At 34.2% G+C, this 24,971-nt stretch carries 25 protein-coding genes; 6 read left to right on the top strand and 19 right to left on the bottom strand.

Translation table 11 applies throughout. The features are described 5' to 3' along the window. The first annotated feature begins 199 nt into the window (after window positions 1–199). Window positions 200–478: a hypothetical protein gene (locus tag PF026_RS02350; RefSeq protein ID WP_270863410.1), complete on the top strand. Its 279-nt coding sequence runs from the start codon at window positions 200–202 to the stop codon at window positions 476–478. Here PF026_RS02350 and hpf read toward each other — a convergent pair. The 5 genes from hpf to PF026_RS02325 all read right to left on the bottom strand — a co-directional run bounded on the left by hpf (window position 475) and on the right by PF026_RS02325 (window position 4,013). After that, window positions 475–1,014 (bottom strand): ribosome hibernation-promoting factor, HPF/YfiA family, encoded by a 540-nt coding sequence (gene hpf / locus PF026_RS02345; RefSeq protein ID WP_270863409.1) that lies wholly within the window; start codon window positions 1,012–1,014, stop codon window positions 475–477. The genes PF026_RS02350 and hpf overlap by 4 nt on opposite strands. Before the next feature lie 16 nt (window positions 1,015–1,030). Beyond that, window positions 1,031–1,510, bottom strand: a complete 480-nt coding sequence (locus PF026_RS02340; RefSeq protein ID WP_270863408.1) for a hypothetical protein — start codon at window positions 1,508–1,510, stop codon at window positions 1,031–1,033. Next, window positions 1,510–2,484: a type II secretion system protein gene (locus PF026_RS02335; protein ID WP_270863407.1), complete on the bottom strand. Its 975-nt coding sequence runs from the start codon at window positions 2,482–2,484 to the stop codon at window positions 1,510–1,512. The genes PF026_RS02340 and PF026_RS02335 overlap by 1 nt, the downstream gene beginning before the upstream one ends. Window positions 2,485–2,494: 10 nt before the next feature. After that, on the bottom strand, window positions 2,495–3,169 hold the full coding sequence (locus PF026_RS02330) for a pilus assembly FimT family protein (RefSeq protein WP_270863406.1): 675 nt from the start codon (window positions 3,167–3,169) through the stop codon (window positions 2,495–2,497). 94 nt (window positions 3,170–3,263) lie between these two features. Continuing rightward, a complete protein-coding gene (locus PF026_RS02325; RefSeq protein WP_270863405.1) occupies window positions 3,264–4,013 on the bottom strand; it encodes a pyrroline-5-carboxylate reductase in 750 nt (249 codons plus the stop codon). A gap of 133 nt (window positions 4,014–4,146) precedes the next feature. Between PF026_RS02325 and PF026_RS02320 the strand changes: the two genes are divergently transcribed. Continuing rightward, entirely contained in the window at window positions 4,147–4,794 is a 648-nt protein-coding gene (locus tag PF026_RS02320) for an outer membrane protein assembly factor BamD (protein WP_270863404.1), read from the top strand. An 8-nt stretch (window positions 4,795–4,802) separates the two neighbouring features. After that, entirely contained in the window at window positions 4,803–7,181 is a 2,379-nt protein-coding gene (gene lon, locus PF026_RS02315; protein WP_270863403.1) for an endopeptidase La, read from the top strand. Window positions 7,182–7,207: 26 nt separating this feature from the next. Here the strand turns inward: lon and PF026_RS02310 are convergent, their stop codons facing one another. After that, on the bottom strand, window positions 7,208–7,783 hold the full coding sequence (locus tag PF026_RS02310) for a PAS domain-containing protein (RefSeq protein ID WP_270860332.1): 576 nt from the start codon (window positions 7,781–7,783) through the stop codon (window positions 7,208–7,210). A 119-nt stretch (window positions 7,784–7,902) separates the two neighbouring features. Between PF026_RS02310 and PF026_RS02305 the strand changes: the two genes are divergently transcribed. After that, complete coding sequence (locus tag PF026_RS02305) at window positions 7,903–8,346, top strand: hypothetical protein (protein ID WP_270860333.1); 444 nt, start codon at window positions 7,903–7,905, stop codon at window positions 8,344–8,346. A gap of 82 nt (window positions 8,347–8,428) precedes the next feature. Here PF026_RS02305 and PF026_RS02300 read toward each other — a convergent pair whose 3' ends face one another. The 4 genes from PF026_RS02300 to rpmB are packed head-to-tail and all read right to left on the bottom strand — an operon-like array spanning window position 8,429 to window position 11,226. Further along, on the bottom strand, window positions 8,429–8,656 hold the full coding sequence (locus tag PF026_RS02300) for a YdcH family protein (protein WP_270860334.1): 228 nt from the start codon (window positions 8,654–8,656) through the stop codon (window positions 8,429–8,431). A 58-nt stretch (window positions 8,657–8,714) separates the two neighbouring features. Further along, window positions 8,715–9,896: a bifunctional glutamate N-acetyltransferase/amino-acid acetyltransferase ArgJ gene (gene argJ, locus PF026_RS02295; protein WP_270863402.1), complete on the bottom strand. Its 1,182-nt coding sequence runs from the start codon at window positions 9,894–9,896 to the stop codon at window positions 8,715–8,717. Further along, entirely contained in the window at window positions 9,889–11,016 is a 1,128-nt protein-coding gene (locus PF026_RS02290) for a potassium channel family protein (protein ID WP_270863401.1), read from the bottom strand. Before PF026_RS02290 ends, argJ begins: the two co-directional genes overlap by 8 nt. Before the next feature lie 18 nt (window positions 11,017–11,034). Continuing rightward, window positions 11,035–11,226, bottom strand: coding sequence for a 50S ribosomal protein L28 (rpmB, locus tag PF026_RS02285; RefSeq protein ID WP_270860337.1), 192 nt, complete (start codon window positions 11,224–11,226; stop codon window positions 11,035–11,037). Between the two features lie 371 nt (window positions 11,227–11,597). Between rpmB and rpe the strand changes: the two genes are divergently transcribed. Together rpe and PF026_RS02275 are read left to right on the top strand one after the other, a co-directional pair. Next, the gene (gene rpe, locus PF026_RS02280) at window positions 11,598–12,239 is read left to right on the top strand and encodes a ribulose-phosphate 3-epimerase (protein WP_270863400.1); all 642 of its coding nucleotides are present in this window, start codon (window positions 11,598–11,600) and stop codon (window positions 12,237–12,239) included. A 14-nt stretch (window positions 12,240–12,253) separates the two neighbouring features. Then, the gene (locus PF026_RS02275; RefSeq protein WP_270863399.1) at window positions 12,254–13,042 is read left to right on the top strand and encodes a 3'-5' exonuclease; all 789 of its coding nucleotides are present in this window, start codon (window positions 12,254–12,256) and stop codon (window positions 13,040–13,042) included. A gap of 7 nt (window positions 13,043–13,049) precedes the next feature. Here the strand turns inward: PF026_RS02275 and PF026_RS02270 are convergent, their stop codons facing one another. From PF026_RS02270 to lptE, 9 genes are all read right to left on the bottom strand, one after another. Continuing rightward, a complete protein-coding gene (locus PF026_RS02270; protein ID WP_270863398.1) occupies window positions 13,050–14,405 on the bottom strand; it encodes a hypothetical protein in 1,356 nt (451 codons plus the stop codon). Between the two features lie 9 nt (window positions 14,406–14,414). Next, a complete protein-coding gene (locus tag PF026_RS02265) occupies window positions 14,415–16,994 on the bottom strand; it encodes an AAA family ATPase (RefSeq protein WP_270863397.1) in 2,580 nt (859 codons plus the stop codon). Then, a complete protein-coding gene (locus tag PF026_RS02260) occupies window positions 16,987–17,469 on the bottom strand; it encodes a hypothetical protein (protein WP_270863396.1) in 483 nt (160 codons plus the stop codon). The genes PF026_RS02265 and PF026_RS02260 overlap by 8 nt, the downstream gene beginning before the upstream one ends. 171 nt (window positions 17,470–17,640) lie before the next feature. Further along, window positions 17,641–18,315, bottom strand: a complete 675-nt coding sequence (locus tag PF026_RS02255) for a 3-methyladenine DNA glycosylase (RefSeq protein WP_270863455.1) — start codon at window positions 18,313–18,315, stop codon at window positions 17,641–17,643. Further along, the gene (locus tag PF026_RS02250) at window positions 18,315–19,091 is read right to left on the bottom strand and encodes an ATP-binding protein (RefSeq protein ID WP_270863395.1); all 777 of its coding nucleotides are present in this window, start codon (window positions 19,089–19,091) and stop codon (window positions 18,315–18,317) included. Before PF026_RS02250 ends, PF026_RS02255 begins: the two co-directional genes overlap by 1 nt. Window positions 19,092–19,443: 352 nt before the next feature. Next, window positions 19,444–22,410: a DEAD/DEAH box helicase gene (locus PF026_RS02245; protein WP_270863394.1), complete on the bottom strand. Its 2,967-nt coding sequence runs from the start codon at window positions 22,408–22,410 to the stop codon at window positions 19,444–19,446. Then, window positions 22,410–23,285, bottom strand: coding sequence for a M23 family metallopeptidase (locus PF026_RS02240; RefSeq protein ID WP_270863393.1), 876 nt, complete (start codon window positions 23,283–23,285; stop codon window positions 22,410–22,412). Before PF026_RS02240 ends, PF026_RS02245 begins: the two co-directional genes overlap by 1 nt. Then, window positions 23,282–24,445 carry a Mur ligase family protein gene (locus PF026_RS02235; protein ID WP_270863392.1) on the bottom strand — a complete coding sequence of 388 codons (1,164 nt, stop codon included), beginning with the start codon at window positions 24,443–24,445 and terminating at the stop codon, window positions 23,282–23,284. The genes PF026_RS02240 and PF026_RS02235 overlap by 4 nt, the downstream gene beginning before the upstream one ends. Further along, complete coding sequence (gene lptE / locus PF026_RS02230; RefSeq protein ID WP_270863391.1) at window positions 24,429–24,965, bottom strand: LPS assembly lipoprotein LptE; 537 nt, start codon at window positions 24,963–24,965, stop codon at window positions 24,429–24,431. The genes PF026_RS02235 and lptE overlap by 17 nt, the downstream gene beginning before the upstream one ends. Between the last annotated feature and the right edge of the window lie 6 nt (window positions 24,966–24,971).

The following is a 24,971-nucleotide window of genomic DNA, read 5'->3' as shown; positions in this document are numbered from 1 at the left end:
TCATTGCGAGTTTTTGCAAAGCAAAACGAAGCAATTGTCTATCCATTGTCATTGCGAGAAGCGAAGCGACGAAGCAATCGCCAATGGTTGAATTTATAAATTCGGTTTTTATCAAAAATTTATAAAATTTGTTTGATTTTGAATTTTTTAAATTCTTTAAATTCTGCAAATTTACATTTTCAAGGAAACATTTTTCGCTTTGCGAAAAAACGCTTCGCTTGTTTTCGTTATTTTAACTTTGGCGATTGCTTCGAGCCTGTCGGCTCTCGCAATGACAATAGATACGCAAATCGCAAACCTTTCCACTGTCATCACCAGACACGAAGTGGTTGTAAGAAAAACAAAACAAAGTAAGAAAAAAAATACAAATTTGGAAATAACAATAAAAAAGAAAAAAGGCGAGTTAAGGAATTTCCAACTCGCCAAAATCAAAATAAAAACTAAATTTAAAACACTAAATTTAAAAACAAAAAACTAAAATAGACCAAATTTTCCGTCTTTTCGTTTATATAAAACGCGCATTTTAGCGTCCATATCGTTAAAGACCAAGAACTGATCCGTGCTTTCTTTTAACTTCGCCAAAGCTTCATCGATTTCAAGTGGCTTATAAATATCAAGCTCGGTAGGAACTATCTCATCTATGCTGTTTAAATTCGGCGAATCGCTCTCTAAAATATCATCAAGTGCATTTTGTTTTTTGTCATCTTTGTTTTTGTGCGTAGTCATTTTATCATGGTATCTACGCAAAACTTTTGACGCACGATCTACTATGCTGTCTATCGCAGCGTATAAATCTTTATCTTTGTGTTTGATGACAATCGTATCTTTTTTAGCCAAATTTAGCGAAAAATCAACTACAAATCCCTTTCTGCCTTGCTTTTCATCAGCAGATACCACGCATCTACCGGCGATTAAATCGAGATTGTATTTTTTTAAATTCTCGAAAGCCTCTTCGATATAGTTTTTGATAGAATCGGTTAGTTCAAATTGCTTTCCAACTATACTTATGTTCATATTTTTCCTTTCATAATTATGGTTTTTGTAAAGTTCTACGATTGTATCTTATAGGGATACCACCTAAGGCGGCGGTAGATGCTACGGTTACATCGACTAATGCCATGTGACGACCACTAGAATTTACAATATTAGTTAAATTTGTTGTGCCTATTATGCGATTAGCAGTGCAACCCAAATTAGCATTTAGATAATATAAATCAACCGTTATGTTATACAGTGGTGTAGCTGTGTTAGGATAAGCCAAAGTTATCCTTTCTAAGCAGTTTGCGCCAGCAACACCACCAACTATTATATCCGGATAATGATGTGTCTGCATAGCCATAATAGCAAATTCTGTCGCACTTTGGGCTAAAAGAAATGCTTGTTCTTTGGCGTGCAAATTTACAGTATCTCTTCCCGTCATAGTCGCAGTAGATAGTGTAGTAACAGCTATCGTTGCGACTATAATTATAAAAAATATCGCTGCTACTAAGGCAAATCCTCTCTTTTTCATCAATACACCACCTGTGATTTACATACTATAAGGTCTAGTTCTTCCGGGTTAAAGTTTCTACCGGCATCTCTTAGACACAATTTTAAAGCTATCGCACCATCATCATTTCTAAACCTAAACAAGCTAACATCTCTTACCATAATGGCAGTAGGCGTATTGGCACCATTATATGCTTCGCTATTCCATGGTTCGTAATTATAATGCAACGCTAAGTCAAAATTCCACTGTGCCACTTGGTTTCCGCTAGGTCCATTGTAAGGTTCACTCAAATTTGTAGGCACAATGGCATAAGCAGAGTGCGCTAAATAGTATTGGTCTGAAATACCTGGATTACTTGTTACGGCTGGATTTCTAATTGGATAATTAATATTCATAGTTTCATCAGCAGTTACTGTTGCTACCCCTACATAATTGTTACTATTAGCTGCATTGTATCCATATGCCAACTGTACATCATCTATCGCAACTCTACTTTTGAAAACTATGCCAAAAGTGGCATCAACAGCATCATTTCTAAGATTTTGAATAACTGTCATCATATTATTAAAATGACTTCCTTGCGATGTAAGATCAAAATTCGCCGGTATCGGCAAAGCAACAGCATCGATATCTGCAAATCCACTCCAACCTACGCTATCTGCTGGGTCGCCACCTGTTGGCATCACTAAATTTTTGCTCTCGACACTCTGACCTATCCATTCTATTATGTCGTGATTTTGAGTAGCAGAACGAATATCGACAAAAGTATTAACGCCTGATTGTCTAGCTATAACAGTTCCTTTAATACGGTCTTCTAATCGTGACGATATGATAGTAATGGCATTCATCGTTCTTGCTTCAAGCTGATTAACTGCCCTAGTGTGAGCGTAAGAGCTGTAAATTTTAGTATATAAATCAGCCCCAAACATAGATATAATACCAAATACAACTATGACGAAAATTAACTCTAAAAGTGTAAAACCATTTTTATTCATATTATAATCCTTATCTCACGGTAGGCATAGATGTGCCTATATTGAACGCATAATATCTCAATATAACATTTTTATTTAAATTAGTTTCATTGGCCGTAATCTCAATAAGTTTTATATTTGTAGGAGTATTAACTATGTTTACTGCATCAAAATCCAAATTTACACCATTGATAACAGCAGCATTTACAAAATTAACATTGGGTTCTCTAAGATAATTAACTGCAACTGTTACTTTTGTGTTTAATATAAAATCACCAGATGTATTACCTGCACTTAAAGAACTAGGAACAATCGTTCTATTAAAATCTGCATAATCATCAATATCGGCAAATAAACCAGTACCACCGGAACCAAAATTTGCCTTTGGCGTAGGGGCAACACCGGCATTTACTTTTTTATTATCAACAGCAATCTTACCAGCAATACCACCAGGAACAAAAACATCTGCACCATCCGTTGCAATATCATAAATCCTTGGAAGTTCATTATGACTTAACCCATTGCTATCCCACGGAGCTTTTGAGACCTGAACGACAACAGTTTTTGCATTTGCAACTAGCTCTTGCTGTATGGCAAGTATATTTAGCTCTGCCGTTTGTGCCACCATACGCGGTATCGCCATAGTCGTAATCGCTAGGATAACTATGGTGAAAATAAGTTCAATCAAAGTAAAACCATTTTTCATGAGCTCTCCTTTTGTTGTTTTTTTAAAACGGCATAAACTCATTTCACGCCATTATTTCGCTAAATTATACTATTATTAAACTTAAATTAAAAATTTATTTCACACTTTTTTCAAAACTTTTTATAACGGCACTAGCAAAAGCCGACCTAATGCCGTGCTTTTCAAGCTCTAAAACACCTTCTATGGTCGTCCCGGCAGGCGAACAAACGCTCTCTTTTAGCAAACTTGGGTGCATATTTTCCAAGAGTTTTGCCGAACTTTCAAAAACTCCGCTTACCAAATTTGAAGCGATTTCTTTTTTTAATCCACATTTTACGCCGCCATTTCCTAAGCTTTCAGCCACCATAGCCAAAAACGCAGGCGCACAGCCACTTAACACCCCGGCACACGCCATATCTTTTTCATTTTCTACTCTTACGGCTTTTCCAAATGTGCTTAAAATTTCATAAATTTCATCATCGAATTTGCCGTTACATTCGCTAAAATACGGCGTAACAGAGCTTTTAAATTTAGCGGCGATATTTGGCATACAAACGCAGGTTTTTTCACTATTTATAACGCTTAGTTTTTCTAAATTACTCATCGCTAAAACGCTAATGCAAATTCTAGCTTTACCATGCAAAATTTTTGCCATATCGCCCAAAGCATAAGGCTTAAAAGCCAAAATTATATTTTTATTGCTTATGTCATACGAACTGCCATAAATTTCAGTTTTAAAACCTAAATTTGCTAAATTTTCTAGCTTTTTCTCACTTCGTCCTACGACGATAACTTCGAATTTATCTTTTAATCCAATCGCCATAGCACTTGCCATTGCGCCGTTTCCGAGTATATAAATTTGCATTTTTTTCCTTTAAATTTTTCTATGATTTTACCATTTTTTGGCTTGTTTTAATCAAATTTGCGTTAAAATTGTCATTTATTTACGAAAATCATATAAAATATTTGGTTTAAAAATCAAAATTAAAGGAATAAAAATGAGTAAATTTTATAAATTTATCGCAGTTTTAGCATTTACGGCGATGATTAGCGGTTGTAGCACAAAAAAAAGCGACGAACTTTTTAATCTTAGCCCACAGGCGTGGTATTCACAAATCATCGCTGACATAAAAGATGCCGACCTAGAAGAAGCCGATAAACACTATATTTCGTTTTCTAGCGAACATATCGCTTCACCACTTTTAGAAGAAATCACACTGATTTTAGCACAAGCAAATGTCGATGAAGAAAAATATACACAAGCAAATTTATATTTGGACGAATATATCCGCCGATACGGCACCGAAGAAAAAATCGAATATGCTAAATTTTTAAAAATAAAAGCAAATTTTGACTCTTTTTCAAAACCAAATCGCAATCAAAAACTGATGCAAAATAGCATAAGAGAGCTTCAAAAATTTATTTTTGAATATCCAAGATCGCAGTATCGACCCCTAGCCGATACTATGCTAGTTAAACTAAAACTAGCCGAACATAAACTAAATAAAGAGATAAAAAAACTTTACGAACGCACAGGTAGGGACGATTCGGCTGAAATTTATGCTCAAAAAATAGAAAATTCAGGTCTAGATGATACCGATATGATTGGTGCTAAACTTCCTTGGTATCGCGAAATTTTCGAGTAGGAGCCTAAATGGAAATCAAAACAAGTCAAAATTTTCCGACTGATTTGCCTATTATAGTCGAAGATGACATTTTTTTATATCCGTTTATGATAGCACCGATTTTTATTAACGATGATAAAAACGCAGATGCGCTTGATTATGCTATGTCAAACAAAACTATGGTTATGATAGTTAGCTCAAAATCCGAATTTAAGGGACAAAGAAACTTTGACGGAATTTATGATGCCGGTGTTATCGGAAATATCATAAGAAAAGTTTCTCTACCTGACGGGAGAATTAAAATTTTATTTCAAGGGGCATCAAAAGGTAGAATTCTAGCTCCTATCGGCATAAATCCACTCATAGCGACCGTTGATATAATACACGAAAAAAGACCAAGCGATCAGCAAATCGACGCACTTTTAAGCGTTTTAAAAGAAAAAACAAAAACACTATCAACGCTTACTCATTTTTTTCCAAATGATTTGCTTAAAACTATCGAAGAAAGCAGCGACGCTGTGCGAATTTGCGATTTGATTTGCAGTGCATTACGCCTTAAAAAGCAAGTTGCTTACACTTTTTTTGTAGAAAAAGATTTAGATAAACGAATTTTTAGCCTGATTGACTACATTAACGATGAAATCGAAACTCATCGCCTAGAAAAAGAGATAAAAAGCAAAGTTCATTCTAAAATCGACAAAAACAACAAAGAGTATTTTTTAAAAGAGCAGTTAAGGCAAATTCAAAAAGAGCTAGGTTCAGACGCCGATAGAGAAGTCGAAATCGAAGAATATCGCAATAAACTCGAAGCAAAAAAGAAATTTTTAAACGACGAAGCCTATAAAGAAATAAAAAAACAAATCGATAAATTTGCAAGAGTTCATCCTGATTCTGCTGACGCGGGAGTTTCGCAAAGCTACCTTGACTGGGCTTTGGAAGTGCCGTTTGAAAAGCTTTCAGCTAAAAAACTTTCTATCGAAGATGTTAGCAAACAGCTAAATAAAGATCACTATTCGCTTGAAAAGCCAAAAGAACGCATTGAAGAGTATTTTGCTTTAAAAGAACTGCTTGAAATGCGCGGAATAGATAAAAAAATCAACAATGGTGCGATTTTGTGCTTTTATGGACCACCGGGCGTGGGAAAAACAAGTCTAGCAAATTCGATTGCAGTTGCCTTAAAAAGGGAGCTTATCCGTATCGCTCTTGGCGGATTGGAAGATGTAAATGAACTTCGGGGACACAGACGAACCTACATAGGTGCGATGCCAGGACGCATAGTGCAGGGATTAATCGAAGCAAAACAGATGAACCCTGTTATGGTGCTTGATGAAATCGATAAGGTTTCAACTTCGTATAAAGGCGACCCGACGGCAGTTTTGCTTGAAATTTTAGATCCTGAGCAAAACTCAAATTTTAGAGATTATTATTTGAATTTCAATATCGATTTAAGCAAAATCGTTTTTATAGCAACAGCAAATGATATTTCATCAATCCCCCCTGCTTTGCGCGATAGAATGGAATTTATCGAGCTTAGTTCTTATACGCCACAAGAGAAATTTCAAATCGCAAAAAACTATTTGATTCCGCAAGAGTTGCAAAAACACGGACTAAAACCTAGCGAAGCTACGATAAACGCATCAGCCTTGCAACTAATCATACAAGAATATACACGCGAAAGTGGAGTGCGAAATTTGCGACGCCAAATCGCAAATATTTTCCGTAAAATCGCTGTGAAAATTCTAAAAGAAAAGGAATTTATAAAATTTACGGTTACAACTAAAAATTTGGGCGAATTTTTAGATAAAAAAGTTTTTGAGATCGATGAAGTATCAAAACACGATGAAATCGGTATCGCAAACGGCTTAGCATGGACAAGCGTCGGTGGTGATGTCCTAAAAATCGAAGCGATAAAAATCAAAGGCAAAGGAAGCTTGACGCTAACAGGACATTTGGGCGATGTTATGAAGGAATCAGCCCAAATCGCATTTAGCGTAACAAAGGTTTTGCTTGATAACAAAAAAATCAAATTTGCAAATTCGCAAGATAAAAAAGAGCAAATTTACAATGAATTTGATATACATTTGCATGTCCCAGAAGGCGCTACGCCAAAAGACGGACCAAGTGCGGGTATCACCATGACAACGGCAATTGCGTCCATTTTAACCGGACGAAAAGTAAAAGCAAATTTAGCCATGACCGGCGAAATCACACTTAGCGGAAAAGTCTTAGCCATAGGCGGTTTAAAAGAAAAATTGATTGCAGCGCATAAAGCAAAAATTAAAGAAGTTTTAATCCCAAGGAAAAATTTCGAGCGAGATTTGGACGAAATTCCAAGTGAAGTAAAAGATGAAATGAAAATTTACCCGGTAGAAAAAATCGAAGATGTATTAAAATACGCTCTTGTTTAAGAGCGTATTTTTTAATTAAAATATAATTAGAATATTTTTTTACCAAAAACTTTTTTCAGTGCTTGATAAATTTTAGTCCAAACTCCTGCACTTTCGTAAAGTTTTTGCACAAATTCATCGTAAGTAATATTATTTGCTTCAAGAAATCCTTTTAAATATACCAAACTAGCGTCCATACCTTGTTCTTTTTCGATTTCAAGCAGTTTTGCATAGATTGGCTCCATTGCTTCGATTGCTTTTCTAGGAGCTGGCATACGATATGCAGTATGCTCTATGATTTTACCTGTTGCACGGTCATAATGTGGCTCAAAATCGGTAATAACCCAGTAATATCTGCCATCTTTTGCCAAATTTTTCACAACTGCTTTAAAATTATTTCCATCGCTTATGCGATCCCACATCAGCTTAAATGCGATTTTTGGCATATCTGGATGGCGAACTATATTATGTGGCTGATTCATTAACTCTTCATTTGAATAGCCGCAAACTTCGCTAAAATAGTCATTTGCATATGTGATAATGCCTTTATCGTCAGTTTTGGAGATAATAATCTTTTTTGGATCAAGCTTAATCTCTTCATTTTTAGGCTGCGGTCTTACCATAAAAAACTCCTTGTAATTTTTATTATGTAAATAAATTTTTCGTCGCAATTTTAGCATATTTTTATAAAAGTATGCTAAAATTCAAGGATACTTTTATCAGTCGTAAGAGGAGGCCCGCTTTGACAAAAGATACGACGATACGAACGGTTGAAAAATTTATGAATTCGCAAGATATGCTTATGCTTCGCATTAAAAAAGGAGTTTTTGATGACGGAGCAAAAAACTTGGATCAAATTTTAGTGCCGTTTGAACAATTTATTGAATTTTTAAAATCACCGGAAAACAATCTTTTAAATCTGCTTGGAACTTTAACCTATAATAGTATTTTAAGCTACGCACAAGACGGCTTATCAAAATGTCAAAGAATTTACGATACTTTTTTTGTGGTAAGTAGCGGACTTTTTGGCAAAAAAATCAAATTTATTGAACCGAGCCAAGTCGATTTAGAAAAAGCGAAGTCTTATTATAAAGATTTGACAACCATAAACGACAAAATGAACGAATACCTAAAAATAGGACTTCAAAGACTTCACAGTCTAGATGTGGATAAATTTCAAGGTTGATTTTATTATTTAAAAAATTTAAAAAAGGCGCAGTGTATTTAAAAAATCACTTCGCCTTTTTTTGTTTTTAGAATTTGTAAATTTATTTGCTATTTTCAGCTCTGTATTTTGCTAAATATGCATGAATTTCATCTTTTACACGCAATTTTTCTTTTTTTAACGAATCGTATTCAAAATCGCTAACATGAAGTCTGCCTTCTGCTATGTCGGCAACTTTGTGATCAAGCTCGTCGTGTCTTTTAAAAAGTGCGTCAAAGTGCGCGTCTTTGCCTTTTAGTTCAGTGATTAAATCTCTGTATTCGTGTAACATTTTTTTTATCCTTTCATTAAATTTGACTTATTTTATCCAATTTGCACTTAAAAGATAGTTATGAGCGGTAATCTGCGTTGATTTTGACATAATCATAGCTCAAATCGCACCCGTAAGCACTAAATTTGCCCTGCCCTATGCCCAAATCACAGCTTATTTTAAAACTATCTTTTTGCATAACTTTGTGTGCTTGTTCTTCCCTTTCAGCCGTAAGCTCGGTATTAAATTTATCATAGACTAACACATCATCGTATTTTATAACTAGTTTTAGCTCATCACACTCTACACCACTAGCCCCTATTGTAGAAGCGATTCGCCCCCAGTTTGGATCTTCGCCAAAAATGGCAGTTTTAACAAGCGGCGAATTTGATAACGCTTTTGCAGCAATTCTTGCTTCATTGTCATCTTTTGCACCGCTTACTTCAAAGCAAACGACTTTATTAGCCCCTTCGCCGTCTTTGACTAACATCAAAGAAAGCTCTTTTGTAATCATATTTAAAGCTGTTTTAAATGCCGTTTTATCGTAACTTTTAACGCCGCTTGAAAGCAGCATAACAGTGTCGTTTGTGCTAGTATCGCCATCTACACTTACGCAGTTAAAGCTTTGTTCAACTGCTTCACGCAAAAGCTCGTCCATATCGCTTTGTGGGATTTTAGCATCTGTTGCGATATAGCAAAGCATCGTAGCAAGAGCCGGGTTTATCATACCTGCTCCTTTGCAAATTCCTGCTATACAAAATTTCTCTTTGTTTTTAAGCTCCACGCTAAAAGCGAGTTCTTTTTTGAAAGTATCGGTTGTCATTATCGCAGTGGCTACATTATGCGAATTTCGTGCGTTAAAATCGAATTTATCAAACGCGGCGATGATTTTATCTTTTTTTAGTCTATAACCGATAACGCCCGTTGAACTCATAATCGGATTGATTAAATTTATCTTTTTTTCCAAATTTGCAAAAAGCTCGTCGATGTCGCTAACTCCGTTTTCGCCTGTCATTGCGTTTGCATTTTTTGAATTTAGTAAAATAAAATTTGATTTGAAATTTTTTGGATATTTTCTAAAATGTTTGATTGGCGCAGCGGCAAATTTATTGCTCGTAAAAATCGCACTCACGCTAAAAGGCTCGTCAGAGCGAATAAATCCTAAATCGTTTCCTTCTTTTTTAAAGCCTGAATTTACGCCGTCAAAAAAGAAGCCCTGCACATTTTCAAGCCCCCCTTTTAGCGAAATTATATCAAACATATTTCATCTCCTGCGGTTTATACTTGCTGTTTATGAGTTTTTTTGTCGCCATAATGCCCTCAGCCGTGCCGATAACTAAAAACTTCACACCTGTCCCAATCAAATAATCCCCGTTTGGCATAGGCGTAAATTTATTATTTGGCTCTTTAATGCCAACGACATCGGCATTTGTCATCTCTCTAAGTTTTGTTTCTTTTAAGCGTTTAAAGCGAATCCACGAATATTCAGGAATTTCGATCTCTTCAATATCAATCGGCGAATCTTTTTGATACAAAAATCTCTCCAAAATATTTTCCATATCCGGGCGAACGCTAACAGCCGAAAGGCGTTGTGCGGCTAGTTTTGACGGCGATACGACCGAATTTGCACCAAGTTTTTTAAGTTTTTCTATATCATTTTGCGTATCTGCACTAGTCATTATGAAATACGGCGTCCTGCCAAGCTCTTTTTCATAAAGCCTAACAACCGAGATTATAGCGATATTATCGGCTAAATTTGGACTTAGAGTTATGACACATTTTGCACTTGAAAGGTGAGCTTTTAAAAGCGTATTTTCCATGTGTGGCTCGCCGATGATAAAATACGGATAGTTGTTTTCTTCGGCGATTTGCGCCAAATTTGGATTATTATCAATTACCACAAAAGGAATATGATTTGCTCTAAATTCTTTTGCAAGCTCAGCAGAATAGATATTGTCATAGCAGATGATAAAATGATTTTTTAGCCTTGCGATATTATTTATCATATTTCTCTCCCTAATTAAGTTTAAAAGTATTCCCTTTTGGATAACCTCAACAACGACACCCAGACAAAATGTAAAAGTCCCAAAGCCCATTAAAATAAAAACTATGGTAAAAATTCGCCCTGCATTTGAAATCGGAGCGACTTCGGTAAAACCAACGGTTGTAAATGTCATACCTGCTTGATAAAAAGCGTCTGCTAACGAAAACCCTGCGATAAAAATATAACCCAAAGTTCCGATTAACATCATTAAGATTATAAGGATTAAAGGTAGTCTAAAAGCTTTTAATTGGTCGTAAATTTCTGAATTTAAGTCAATGTCCGGCTTAGTAGAGCCGGACCAGTTGAGGAATTTTTTAACTTTGTCTGCAAAAGACATAGTTTCCTCTTTTTTGCACTATTTAGATTGTTTTTTCATCGTTCTTAAAGTCGATGCAGCAACTTTAATTCTTTTTGTTGTTCCGTCTTCCAAAGTTACGCGGATTGTGCGTAAATTTACTTGGAATTTCTTTTTTGTTCTATTGTTTGCGTGGCTTACGCTGTTGCCTACTTGCGCGCCTTTTCCTGTGATAGCACATCTTCTTGCCATGATATTTTCCTTTTGAATTTAAGTTAAACGGAGATTATAGCCAAAAAAAGTTCAAAATTTACTTAAATGGTAATAAACATAAATTTTAATTACACGACAAGACGGCGAAGCCGTCAGTAAAACCAAATTTAAAAAAGCGAAAGCTTTTTTAAATTTGCTACGATAGAAGCGTGCAGGGTATGGGGGTTGTTAAGGGGGAAAGGGGCGCTTCGCAAGTCAGCCCCTTTCCCCCTTAAAAGAAAATTTCAAAATAACTAAATTAACAAATTTATTTACAATTTCAAATTTACAAATTTAAACTTATTCAATTTTATTGAATTTTATGCCTTGTAAAGGTAAAATTGCCTAAAAAATTTAAAAAAGGAAATTTTATGTATGTAGCTCCTAGCATTTTATCGGCTGATTTTGGGAGATTAAACGAAGAGATTACAAAAGTTTGCGAAGCAGGAGCCGACCTTATCCATGTCGATGTTATGGATGGGCATTTTGTGCCAAATCTCACAATCGGACCGCTTGTGGTAAAATCAGTCGCCAAAGTCGCAACTAAGCCACTTGATATTCACTTAATGGTGCAAAATAACACTTTTTTTGCCGAGCTTTTTTTGCCGTTAAAACCTAAATTTTTAAGCTTTCATATCGAAGAAGAAAAACACCCGCTTCGCTTGATTGATTATATTCGTAAAAACGGGGTAAGTCCAGCCATCGTGCTAAATCCGCACACAAGCGTTTCTAGCCTAGAATACATTATAAATGAAGTCGATATGGTGCTTTTAATGAGCGTAAATCCGGGCTTTGGGGGGCAAAAATTTATCCCGTCAGTCTTGCGAAAAATTTCAGAACTTAGAAATTTGATAGAAAAAACAAATTCAAAATGTATGATCGAAGTCGATGGTGGCGTAACCGGCTTAAATATCGCTGAAATCGATGAAGCAGGAGCCGACATCGTGGTGGCAGGAAACTACATTTTTTCATCAAATGACTACGCCGAAGCGATAAAAGCGTTAAAAATTTGAGCGAAAGAGCAAATTTGAACCAAAAAATAGAAAATTTGATAAATTTAATCGCTTCAAAAAGCATAAATTATCACGATTTTATCGGCATTGCAAACGGAATTGATGATATAAAAAACCTTTTTGATCCAAAAGATTTTTCTATATGGCACACGCTAGGGCTTCCTGTGATGAAGCTTGACAACGGCAAAATTACGCTAAAAAGCCGTGAAACGGACATTTGCGATGAGACATTTTGTTTTGTCGATATTGAGACCACGGGCGGCACAAAAGACGGGCAAATCATCGAAATCGGTGCTTTAAAAGTGCGTGGCGGCGATATAATCGGCGAATTTGAAACCTTTGTCCGAGCCGAAGCGATACCCCAAAACATAACCGAGCTAACGGGCATTACGCTTGAAGATGTAGCAGGCGCGCCGAATTTAGCAAGTGTTTTGGAGAGTTTTAGGCTGTTTTTGGGCGAAGCAGTTTTCGTAGCGCACAATGCGAAATTTGATTACGGATTTATTAGCCACAGCCTTGAAAAATTGGGCTTTGGAATGCTTCTAAATTTACGAATTTGCACGATTGATTTAGCTAGACGGACGATTCCGTCACAGAGATACGGATTAAGTGCGTTAAAAGAGCTTTTAGGCGTGCAAAATACGCACCACAGGGCTTACAGCGACGCCGTTTCGTGCTATGAAATTTTCAAACACGCCCTAACGCAAATCCCGTGGAGCGTGCAAACCACTACCGATTTAATCCAATTTAGCAAAACGGCAAAGTCAGTGGTTTTACCAAAGACTCTGCCGATAGAAGAATAAATTTATCCTAATGTCCTATTATTTGGCAACGAATTTTTGGAGATTTTTTATTTTCATTTGGTTTTTCAAATAATTTCTTTACCCCTTTTTCTGTAACATTTACTATTAATTCTTCATCGCCAAACATAATCCCCGTATTGTATTTACCTTTTCGTATGCCAAGCTCATCACTTGAAAAAATAGCAACTTTGAAATTTTGTCCCAAATAGCCTTCTACATCATTGTCATCGTCGTCGTCATCAAATATCCTAAAAATCAATTTATCTGAAAATAGTTCTTTATATTCTTCTGGTTTATAAAAATTTTGAAGCTCTCTTGGAATGCCTGTTCCAAAATCGCAAACTATGCCACTTGAATAATCAGCCAAATTTAAATTTATCGTATCAGAATCTATCCAATTCACTTTTAACATAAAACGATTTGGTGTTTCATTTAATCTTGTCAAAAATTCTTGTATTTGAGTATCTTTAAATATTTCGCTACACTCTTTACTATCGTAATCCGCTCCGTTTTCAAATTTTAAATGATAAGAAGTTCCCGCACCTTCATCGCTGATTTCTTTATTCAAATTTAAACACGCTTTATCTGAAATATAAAATTTATCCCCATAGACATTTTGAATTTTAGGAACAAAATGCCAATAACCCCTAGCGTAATTAAAATCTTCCAAAAAATCAACATTTTCTGCTAATAAATTTAAAAATTCCACTGCCTGTTCTTTTGAAATTTTTTCACCTACATATTTGCTATTTTGCATTAAATATTTTTCTTGAAATTTTTCAGAAAAAGCGATTGAATTTTCATCAATCTTTTTTAAAAATTTTTCGTCTACACTAGCCAAAACATTGTGACTATAATTATGCAAATAGATAAATCTAAAAATAAAATCTCCGTTGATTTTTTGCTGTAATTTTAATCCATATCGTGGCAAACCAGATAACATACAACCGTTCATATATCGATGATAATCATCGCCATAAAGACAATCATTTGTCTCAATTAACTCCGGTTCGCTTGGAAAATCATCTTGAATTCCATCTTCGCTATAATACTTGGCGTCCAAATCCGCAGTAAATGAATAAATGCTACCTTTGACTTTTGACGGCTCAAAAATGCTACTTTTGCACTCTTTTGTTCCATCTTTTTCTAAATCAAAATTTTCTTTTATGGCTTCGTTATGAAATGCTTCTATATTACACAACATACCTAGCAAAATTTTATAATCATCGCTTCCTGCTTCAACTTCTTTTAAGTCTGATTTCAAATCATTATAAATATCCATTACGCTTTTTGATTTCGTAGGTTCTAAATCTACACCAAATGCCAAACTTGCAAATATCAATGAAATAATAATATTTTTCATATTTAATCCTTATTTAATGCACTCACAATACTCTAAAAGTTTAAAGAAATTCTGTTTTGTATTGTCATCAATTTCTATTTTATCAAACTGGCATTTAAATTTCAAAGCTTTTAGTCCTTTTTTTAGACCTTTATCATTAATGTTAAATTTTTCTTTTAATTCATCACTAAATAGGTCTTCTATCTCTTTCTTATCTTGATTATACAAAATTTCATCGATTGTATCTGCCTTTATACTGTCATTTTTCAGCAAATTTTTAAAATCTTTTCCTGCTTTATCACCATCCAGTAGTAAAGTTACATATCGTTCTTTTAAATTTTCGCCAAGTTGGCGGAGTTTATCGGCAATAGATTTTTGACATTCATTATCCAAATTTGACTTTCCAATACCACCTATTGGCAAAAATACTAGTTTTGTCTCTTTGTTTTTTTCTTTTTCATAAAGTTTATTAAAGCAAGTCAAATAATGATAATCGCTTATACCTTCTACAAAAACTATTTTATCTTTGTTATCTACGAGTGAAAAATATCCGCCACCAAGTGCTTTTATAATTTCAGACAGAGTATCAACATCATCATCTTTTGGTAAAATGGAAAAATCGTTGCAGATAGTAGCTCCTGCATTGCTATCTTTTTTTACAATTACAATTTCATCTAAATGGCGAATATCTAATAAATTTGGCGACTGCGTAGAAATAATAAATAAAATATTATTTTTCTCTCCAAATTCTTTTAGAAATTTGCGAATTTCTTTTTTCGCTGGGATACTTAGACTATTTTCAAGCTCATCTATCAAGACAATATCTCCATTTTTTCTATCGTCTCTATATAAAAAATTAAAAAATAGATTAAAAAACTTTTTAAAACCGACACTTTGCTTACTTAGCGAAATAGCTTCACCGTTTTTGCTAAGATTTAGTGCTATTAGTTCGCTTTCTAAATTTAGCTCAAATTCATAAATTTCATCATTTTTTTGATAATAAAGTTCGTTAAATCTCATATTTATTTTTTCTTTAATCAAAGCATTGATCCTTTTTTCTACATTTTTATAAAATGATGAACTTTTTTCTTTTTTAAATTGTTCATAAGCATTTTTAGTTGCTATAAAATCAGTATCAATAGCCTTAAATAACGCCTTAAAAAACTCTGATTTTTCTACTTCGCTTGGTTTTACGCTTAAATCATCATTTGATAAAGCTACTTCTTTGTAATATGTAACGGTCGGTAAAAAATTCATAGGCAAGGTTAAATTTTTAAATGCCGGGAATTTATTAAATATTGTCGGTAGAGTTATTGAATTTTCTATTTGTTCTAAAAATTCGTATAGTGTATTATATTCTGTTTGAACATAACCAGATTGATGATTTTTTAATGATGATTGTATATCTTTTATTGCTTCATTGATTTTATTTTCTAATTTTAAATTACTTTTTTTGTAATTTTTATCATACCAATCTATCAATTCGCTAACCTCTTGCAATGCACTATTGTAGTTGTAACTGCTATTCCAATTATTCGTCCTATATTTCTCCATAAAATTTTTACGATATTCTGGCAACTCTTGTTTATAATCTTTTTTCATATTTTTAAAACATTCTTTGGTTAATTCAAGTAATTTTTCATAATTTTTTACCACAAAACTAATATTTTTATTTTTCAGATTTATATCTATTTCTTGCATTATTTTTAAAAATTTTTTATCATATTCATCATCATAAGATGTATTTTCTATTGATTTCAGCTTTAAAATAAACTCACATATTTCTCCTATCTCATTTTTGATTTCACTTGTATCGGTAGAATTTGAATTAACAATAGTTTTATCATTTTCATCTAATTCATCTAACAAAAAAGAGCACTCTAATTTATCTTGTTGATTTTGGCTATTTTTTTCTTCAATTTCTTCATACTGGGATTTTAAATACTCTCTCAGCTCTTTTGCATCGCTAAATTTGTCATTGAAGTCATCATTATTTAACACAAATTCAAATTTGCATTCAAGCCTTAATGCATTTTTATGATTTTTAACTTGGTTTTTTTCTTTATCAAAACCACCAAAACTCTCTAAAATATTTCCACCCCTAGTAGTGCTACATAGATAAACTTTATTTAAATTTTCAAGTATAAGTCTGATTTCATATCTTTTGTTTTCGCTATTTACATCTAAATCATAAAGGGCAAAAATTTCAGAATTTTTAAATTCATTATTTAGTATTTTTAAAATCTCTAAATCATCTTTGATATTTTTATCTTTTTTAATTTTGTCAAGGCTGCCTTTTGTTAGCCTAATAGCAAAAAGTTTGCCATTAAATGTTTCTAATTGCGAATGAGATAGAGAAGCGTCGTCAGCTTTTATTATTAAATCGGTTTGAAAACTAATTTTTGGTTTTTTAGTATGATTGTAAAAATTCGGTATATCATCTGCTATCAATGTTTTTGTATTTAAAACATTTATCGCATCAAGTAGATTGCTTTTGCCTATATTATTTTCACCTAAAACCATAAGTAAGCCGTTATCTGGCAAATACAATTTAGCAGGTTCATCGCCTACGCCTAAATTCCTAAAACTTTCTACGGAAATTTTACGCATTTTTTTCTCCTTTAAAATTTAGTTTAAAACCCAATTCTAAGTAAAATTTTCTTAATGGCTCTATTTTTTCTATATCATTTTTGCTTAGAGTTCTTTTTTTGGAACAAATTTTTTCGCATTCCAACAAATACTCCAAAATAGGATCAAAAATATCACTTTTTGATATTTTGTCTATAAAATCAATTTTCACTTTGTTTTCCTTTTTTAATAGTTTTCCAATATGTGCCACTCTGTCTTTTGGAGCTTCTACTAAAATAGTGTTATTTAAAACAAAAGCCATTGCTTCTATTTTTGTTATATTTTCGTTATTGCACACTAAATCAAAAAATTTAAGAATTTTTCCGTCAATATTATCTTTTTGACCGATTTCATATAAATTTATAAATTTGTATAAAGTTGGACGAGAAATTTTTAAAAATTCAGCCAAATCTATAAGATGAAATCCTATATTTTTTAATCTTTCACTTAATAACATATTTAATCCTATCAAAAATTATGTGAATTATAATTAATTTTACATTTTTTGTCAAGTAAATTTTACATATTTTGTAAAATTTAGAGTTTTCTATTTATTATGATTTTTCTATTTTTTATAAATTTATTATCAAAATATTTAACCAAAAGCTATGTAGAAAATTTAAGAAATTCACTTCAACTTCTCAAACAAATTTATCGCAAATTCATCGAATTTTTTGCCTTTTAAATGTGCTTTGCAAAACTCAACTATCAGTCCATGAAAAAGAGCAAATGCGCCGTTTTCATCGTTTGAAAAATTCTCATAGCGAGAATTTGCTAGTTCAAAAACTTCGCCAAAGTTTAGGCTTTCCAACCACTCTTTGCACTCGTCATAACACTCAAATTCATAGTCAAAATACCCTAAAATTCGAAGCGTATAGCTATCGACGACCATTACGGGTTTTTCACACGCATAGCATAAAATATCATCGCAAGTTTCCGCGCCTATGCCTTTTTGGCGTATCAGCCACTCTCTGCTAACACCAAATTTAAAGCTCTCAAAGTCGCCAAAATCATCTAAAATCGCCTTGCAAAGCGAATTTAAGCGTTTTGCTTTTTGATTATAAAATCCGCTTGATTTGATAATTTCTGCCAAATTTGCCACTTCTAAATTTGCAATTTTTTGCAAATCCAAAAGCCCAAATTTCCTTAAATTTTCAAGTGCGAGTTCGGCATTTTTCCAGTTTGTATTTTGGATTAAAATCGCTCCAACGACGACTTCAAATTCACCAAAACCTTTCCACCAGCGAAAATCGCTAAATTCGGTGCAATCAAAAAGTGCCCCAAAAAGCTCGGTGCTAGTCATCACAAAAACTCGCTTTTATAAGCTAGATAAAACTGCTTTGCGACCCGACCGCTTCTACTTGCACGAAGCATAGAAAACTGCTTTGCGCTCTCGTGCAGGGCAGTCCGATCGCCTTTAAATTCGCTAAAATAATTATCCACAATTTGCAAATAATCATCAAAATTGCCCTGATAAAAACTAAGTTGAAGCCCAAAGCGATCGCTTAGCGAAATTCGCTCATTTACGGCATCGCCGTAGTGGATTTCATCTTGCGTGATACTTACTTCTTGGTTGTCTTTGACATACTCGCTTAGTAGATGACGGCGGTTTGAAGTGGCATACATAAGCGCGTTTGTAGGGGCTTTTTCTAGGCTTCCTTCTAGCATTGGTTTTAAGTATTTGTAGCTATCATCGCCGTTTTCGAAGCTCAAATCATCGCAAAAAATGATAAATTTAAACGGAATTTTGCGAATTTCATCGAGTATATCGACCAAAAACTGCAAATCGCCTTTTGAAATCTCAATCACACGCAGCTTTTTATCAAAAAATTCGGTGAAAATAGCCTTGCAAAGACTAGATTTCCCGCACCCTCTCTCGCCCCACAAAAGCGCGTGGTTTCCGCCTTTATCAGCCAAAAAATTCTCAGTGTTTTTCAAAAGTGCGTTTTTTTGAAAATCAATGCCAACGAGTGAATTTAGAGCTACAAAATCGATGTCACTAATAGCTTTTAGCGAATTTGAATTCGAGCGAAATGCCGCTGCTTTGGTATTTTTCCAATCGATTTTTAAATTTAACATTTTTTGCCTTTTTTGTTTTAAATTTACGCATTTTAGCATTATTTGGATAAAAATTTAATTCATAATTGCAGAGAAAATCAATCCTAATTTTTTGCCTTTTGTATATTAAATTTGGATTGATTTTTTTTTAAATTTAATCACTGGCGATTGCCACGAATTTTTGCTATCGCAAAAATTCTCGCAATGACAATGGAAACAAATTTGAATTTACAAAACAATTCAATCTGAATTTGAACGGCGTATGCCGACGATTTCGCACCAAATTTGCATAAGATAAGACTTATTTCGTCTATCGTTGCAAATTTGGTGCGAAAGCTAGGCTTATTTCAATCTACAAAAAGAAAACCAAAATCTAAATTTTATTCAAAACGCTTTTTTCACACTTTCGCAGATAACTAAGGATCTCATCCAAAACATCATCATCATCGCGCGTCCTAGCCTTTAAGCGAATTTTCTCGCCGTTACTTTGCGTGATTAAAATATTTTCGTCCATGCTCGAAATCGCCTTTATACCGCAGTTTTGAGCTAAAACCTTAATCACCATCAAATCTATAAATTGTTTAGTATAAATGTCAGCCCTACCAAATCTATCTTCAATCTCGCCAAAAATTTCATACACACTTACCGTATCTTCGCACTTACTAAGACGACGATAAATGTCAAGGCGAAGCCTATCGTGCGGGATAAAATCCGAATTTAAAAAGGCATTTACCGAAATTTTAAGCTCAACTTCACTAGCCACATTTTTTTGGTTCATTAGCTTATTTATCTCATCTTCGAGCATTTTTAGATATAAGCTGTATCCGATAGCTTCGATATGTCCGCTTTGCGCTTCGCCTACTAGGTTTCCGCCGCCCCTGATTTCAAGGTCGTGGTAGGCTAGAACCGAACCGCTTCCTAAAAACGAGTTGCTCTCTAATGCCACAAGGCGTTTAAGCGCGTCCGAGCTAAGCTCAGATTTATCATCAATCAAAAAGTAGCAAAAGCCCTGCTTATCGCTTCGTCCGACCCTGCCACGAAGCTGGTGCAAGTCGGCAATACCAAATTTATTCGCACTTTCGATGATAATCGTATTAACGCTTGGCATGTGAATTCCGCTTTCTACGATACTGGTGCAAAGCATTAAATCATATTTTTTATCCATAAATTTAAGAATTTCATCTTCGGTCGTTTTAGCGTCAATCTTTGAGTGAAGCACCAAAATTCGCAAATTCGGCAGAATTTTTAAAAGCTCTTTTTTTGTTTTTTCAATCGTTGCTATGTGATTATGCACGAAAAAGACCTGACCGCCACGACGAAGCTCCCTAGTAACGGCTTCTTTGATGATTTTTTCGTCATATTCTTTTACAAAAGTTCTAATATCTTGCCTATCAAGTGGCGGCGTAAGAAGTGTGCTATAAGTTTTAATCTTACTTAAAGCCATATTTAGGCTTCTAGGAATCGGGGTTGCCGACATTGATAAAAGGTGCGAATTTAGCGATTTTTCTTTTAATTTTTCTTTTTGTTTAACGCCAAATTTATGCTCTTCGTCGATGATAACAAGCCCTAAATTTGCAGGATTTACATTTAAAAGTGAGTGTGTTCCGACGCAAACTAACGGCTCTTTTTCGCTAATTTTTTTTAAAATTTCGCTTTTTTGTTTTGTGGTTGTGAAGCGATCAAGTTTAAAAACAGGAATATCAAATTCTTTAAATCTAGCGCTTAGTGTCGCATAATGTTGCGAACTAAGCAAAGTCGTCGGCACGAAAAATAACGCAGAATAGCCACTTTTAATGGTAGCAAAAATGGCGTTCATAGCAACTTCTGTTTTGCCAAAACCAACATCGCCGCTAAGCAGTCTATCCATAACTTTCCCACTTTTTAAATCGGTAAAAATGTCGCTAACGGCTTTTTCTTGGTCTTTTGTGTATTCAAAACCGCTTTTAGCAATAAAATTTGCGTAATTTTCATCATTATTTTTTATAACTACGCCCTTGACTAGCTCGCGTTTTGCCGCCATTTGGATAATTTTCGAAGCGATTACAAAAAGTTTTTCACGCACTTTTTCTTTGATTTTGGCAAAACTTGCCTTACCAAGCCTATCTACACTTATAATGCCACCACTGGCGATATAGCGGTCTATCTTATCTAAATGCTCCACAGGAAGCAAAAGCTTATCGTCATTTTGGTAAATAATGCTTACAAACTCCCTACTTCGCCCTAGCACGGTGATTAGTTCAAGTCCTGCAAATTTGCCAATACCGTAGTCTTCATGCACGACAAAATCGCCGATATTAAGCTCATCGATGACTAAATTTGATTTGCGAATTCGCTTTTTAGCACCCTGTTTGTTTAGCGAAATGATGATTTCATCAGGCGAGATTAAATTTAGTATATACTCAGCGTTTATAATCTCGATATTTTCATATTTTTTGATTTCGAAAGGTTCAATTAGTGCTTGATTTCGTGCGATTAGTTTGATTTTTGTATTTTTGTGAAATTCAAAAAATTCATTGCTTGGCGTAATGCTTAAATTTTTGTATTTTTTAGGCTCAGGCAGTATCGCTAAGCTTTTTAAAAAATCTAAATTTCGCTCGGTAAAAATCTCGTTTTCGTCAAATTTGCGAGTTAAAATGCACTCGAAAACTTCGAAATAATCGATAAATCCGTCAATAAACCAAAATCCTAGCGAATTTAAATCATTTATTAGATTATCGCTTTTAAAATTTGCGATTTTCTCGCCGACTTTTTCAAATTCACTCCCGTTTAAATTCGCCAAAAACGGCGTTATTTCGATACTTTCTAACTCATCTTTTTCGCTTTTTTGAGTTAGCGGATCAAAATATCTAATACTTTCAACCAAATTATCATCGAGCAAAATTCTCACACCAAATTCCGAATTTAACGGAAAAATATCGATGATTTCGCCACGAAAACTTGCTTCGCCTTTTGTGCTAGTGATTTCAACGATACTATAACCAAGCCGTAAAATCTCATCTTGCACTGCATTTAGTTCGATTTCATCGCCGAATTTTATGCTAAATGATTTTAAATGCTGTGCGCTTGGAAGCTTGTTTAAAAGCGTTCTAATGGGAGAAATAATGATTTTTTTATCGCTTTTATCTTTGTAAAAGCTAGATAATACACTGCTGATTTGAACCAATTCGTCATAAAAACTTCGCAAATCATCGCCAAAATTTGCACGAAAATCAGGCAAAATGTAGGTATTAAAGCCTAAAAATTTGGTAACTTCTCCACATAAAAAGGCTTCTTTGTCATCATCGCAAACCAAAATTTGTTTGAAATTTAAACTAAAATATTCAAAAACTTTATCTTGCATTATCTGCCTATTTTAGCCGTTGCGTTGGCTAGTTCTTGCCATGAGACGGTCGGTTCAAGAGATGAGATTGTGCTAAAATTATTTTTATTCCACGCCATAAAATTTGCAGGATTTACCGTGCGACCTAGGAATCTTACTTCATAGTGCAAATGCGGACCCGTGCTATAACCCGTATTTCCGCTAAAACCGATAATCTCGCCCTTTCTGACCCATTTTCCTGCACTTACAACGCTTTGAGCGTATAAATGCCCGTAATAGGTCTTAAAGCCGTAGTTGTGCGAAATAATGACCAAATGTCCGTATCCCGTGCCTGAATTTCCTGCAAATTCGACAAATCCGTCGGCGGTTGCGTAAATTTCAGTCCCCACACTAGCTCTTAAATCAATGCCGTGGTGCATTTTTTCGGTTTTGCTGATTGGGTGAATTCTATTTCCGTATTGGCTTGTAACACCTTTATATTTTATCGGAAGCCCGTTAGGAACGGCACTTAAAATAAAATCGATTTGATTTGTGGCTATATTTAAATTTGCTGTTTTTTTAGCTGCAAGTTCGTTTTTGGCTTCATTTAAAGCCGCCATAATCTGCAAATTTGCTATTTTTTCATTATTTTCATCAAGCGATTTTATGATTTCACTACCTTCGCTTTGAAGTTTTAAATTTTGTGCTGAAAGCTCGGTATTTTGGGCAAACAAAGTTTTTGCTAGTTCTGAAAGTTCTTTGTTTTTTGAATATAAATTAAAAATTGCATAGATTAAAATTATCAAAAAAAAGACAAAAAAAGCAATCAAAATTTTAATCTGAAAGCCGAAATTTTCGGAAAAACTATAAGTTTTTTTGCCGCCTACTCCGCTATAAGTTATCTTTGTTTTTTTCAAAATTTACCTTTTTTATAGAATTTTAAAAAATTTTCTACTAGATAAAACGAGCCAAAAACGAGATAATTTTCATCTTTTTGCAAATTTGTAAATTTTGTGTGCTGGATTTTAAATTCATCTAAAATCTCAGTGATTTTTTCGCCGCCAAGTTCGCGCTCATCACTATCATAATCAAAAATTTCAACCCTTTTTACGATAGGTTTTAAAATCTCAAAAATCGCTTTTATATCTTTATCGGCAAAAGCGTTGTAGATTAGCACTACTTTTTGTCCTGCAAACTCCTTTAAAATCGCTTCGGCAGCTAGTTCATTATGTCCTACATCGATAGTTAAATTTGGGGTGATTTTTTCAAGTCTGCCGTGCATTTTTAGTTTTTCTAAATTTGCTAAATTTATATTTTTATCAAAAAACTTTGCTCCTGCATAAGCAAGGGTTAAATTTGAAATTTGAAAATCGGCATATCCTTGTTTTTTGATATATTTTTTAACTTCATTTTTATCAAATTTGCTTAAAAATTCGGTGGCGAATTTCAAATTTGCTCCGTTTTTTTCGGCGATTTGTTTTGCTATTTTAGCTGAAACTTCGTTCATATCATCGTTTAAAATAGCATTTTTTGCCATATTTATCAGTTTTGTGTGTGAAATTTCTTCTAAATTTGACCCAAGCATTGGGATATGATCGGTGCCGATCGGCGTAAAAAGCGAAAGTTTTTTATTAAACTGCGAAGTGGCGTCAAATTCTGCCCCCATACCCGCTTCAAATATGCAATAATCGCACTCTTTAAACAAAATTCCCGCTAACAAAGTAGCATACTCAAAATACGATAAACTAGTTTTAAATTCATCGCTTAAAATTTCTTGCAAAACTTTGTGAGCGTTTTCTAGCTCGGCATCTGTCGCATCGCGACCATTTAGATAAAATCGCTCGTTAAATTTAAAAATGTGCGGACTTGTATAATGCCCTACTTTTGCGCCGGTGGTTTCTAAAATTTGCGCTAAAAACCTGCCCGTGCTTCCTTTGCCGTTAGTTCCTACAACCTGCACGACATTTTTTAGGCTTAAATGCTCTTTTACGCTTTCAAAAGCTCTTGGAAACCTAGCATAATCAATCTTTTTGTAAAAAATCGGTTTGTTTTTTAGATAGTTATCTAGTTTTTGCAATATTTAAGCCCTTTACCGCCAAAGCCGAAATAAACTCATCAAATGCTTGGCGAGATGAATTTTCAATCGCTTCATAGCGATCTTTATCGCTAATAACGCTCATCGTATCGCGCGATGATTTTACAAGTTTGCTAACCTTAAAATCGTAATCCCCAACGCAATCTTTGCTAAAAATTTCGCCGTTAGATAGCGTTGTTTTAAAATTTAGCGTTAAATTTGTGCGAAATGTCGTAATATAGCCAAATTGATCGTAAGCCAAAGCAGAAAAAGAGAGTTTTTTAATACTAGCTATGATTTGCGTATCGGCACTTTTTTTATCAGCCAAATTTCGCCCTAGTCGCTGCACGATACCTGTCTTAACGGCATCTTTGATCGCAACCGTATTTTGTGGATCGGTTTTACTCATAACAACATCGACAAAAACGGAATTTGGCATAATGTCATTAACTATCTTTGAAGTCGGCTTATAACCGCAACCTACAACGAAAACCAAACAAAAAATAGTTAAAATTTTTCTCATTTTTTC

It is taken from the genome of Campylobacter sp. CS_NA3, assembly GCF_027797495.1.
Taxonomy (GTDB): domain Bacteria; phylum Campylobacterota; class Campylobacteria; order Campylobacterales; family Campylobacteraceae; genus Campylobacter_B.
Note: the sequence above shows the minus strand (reverse complement) of the source record. Positions and strands in the feature narration are given on the sequence as shown.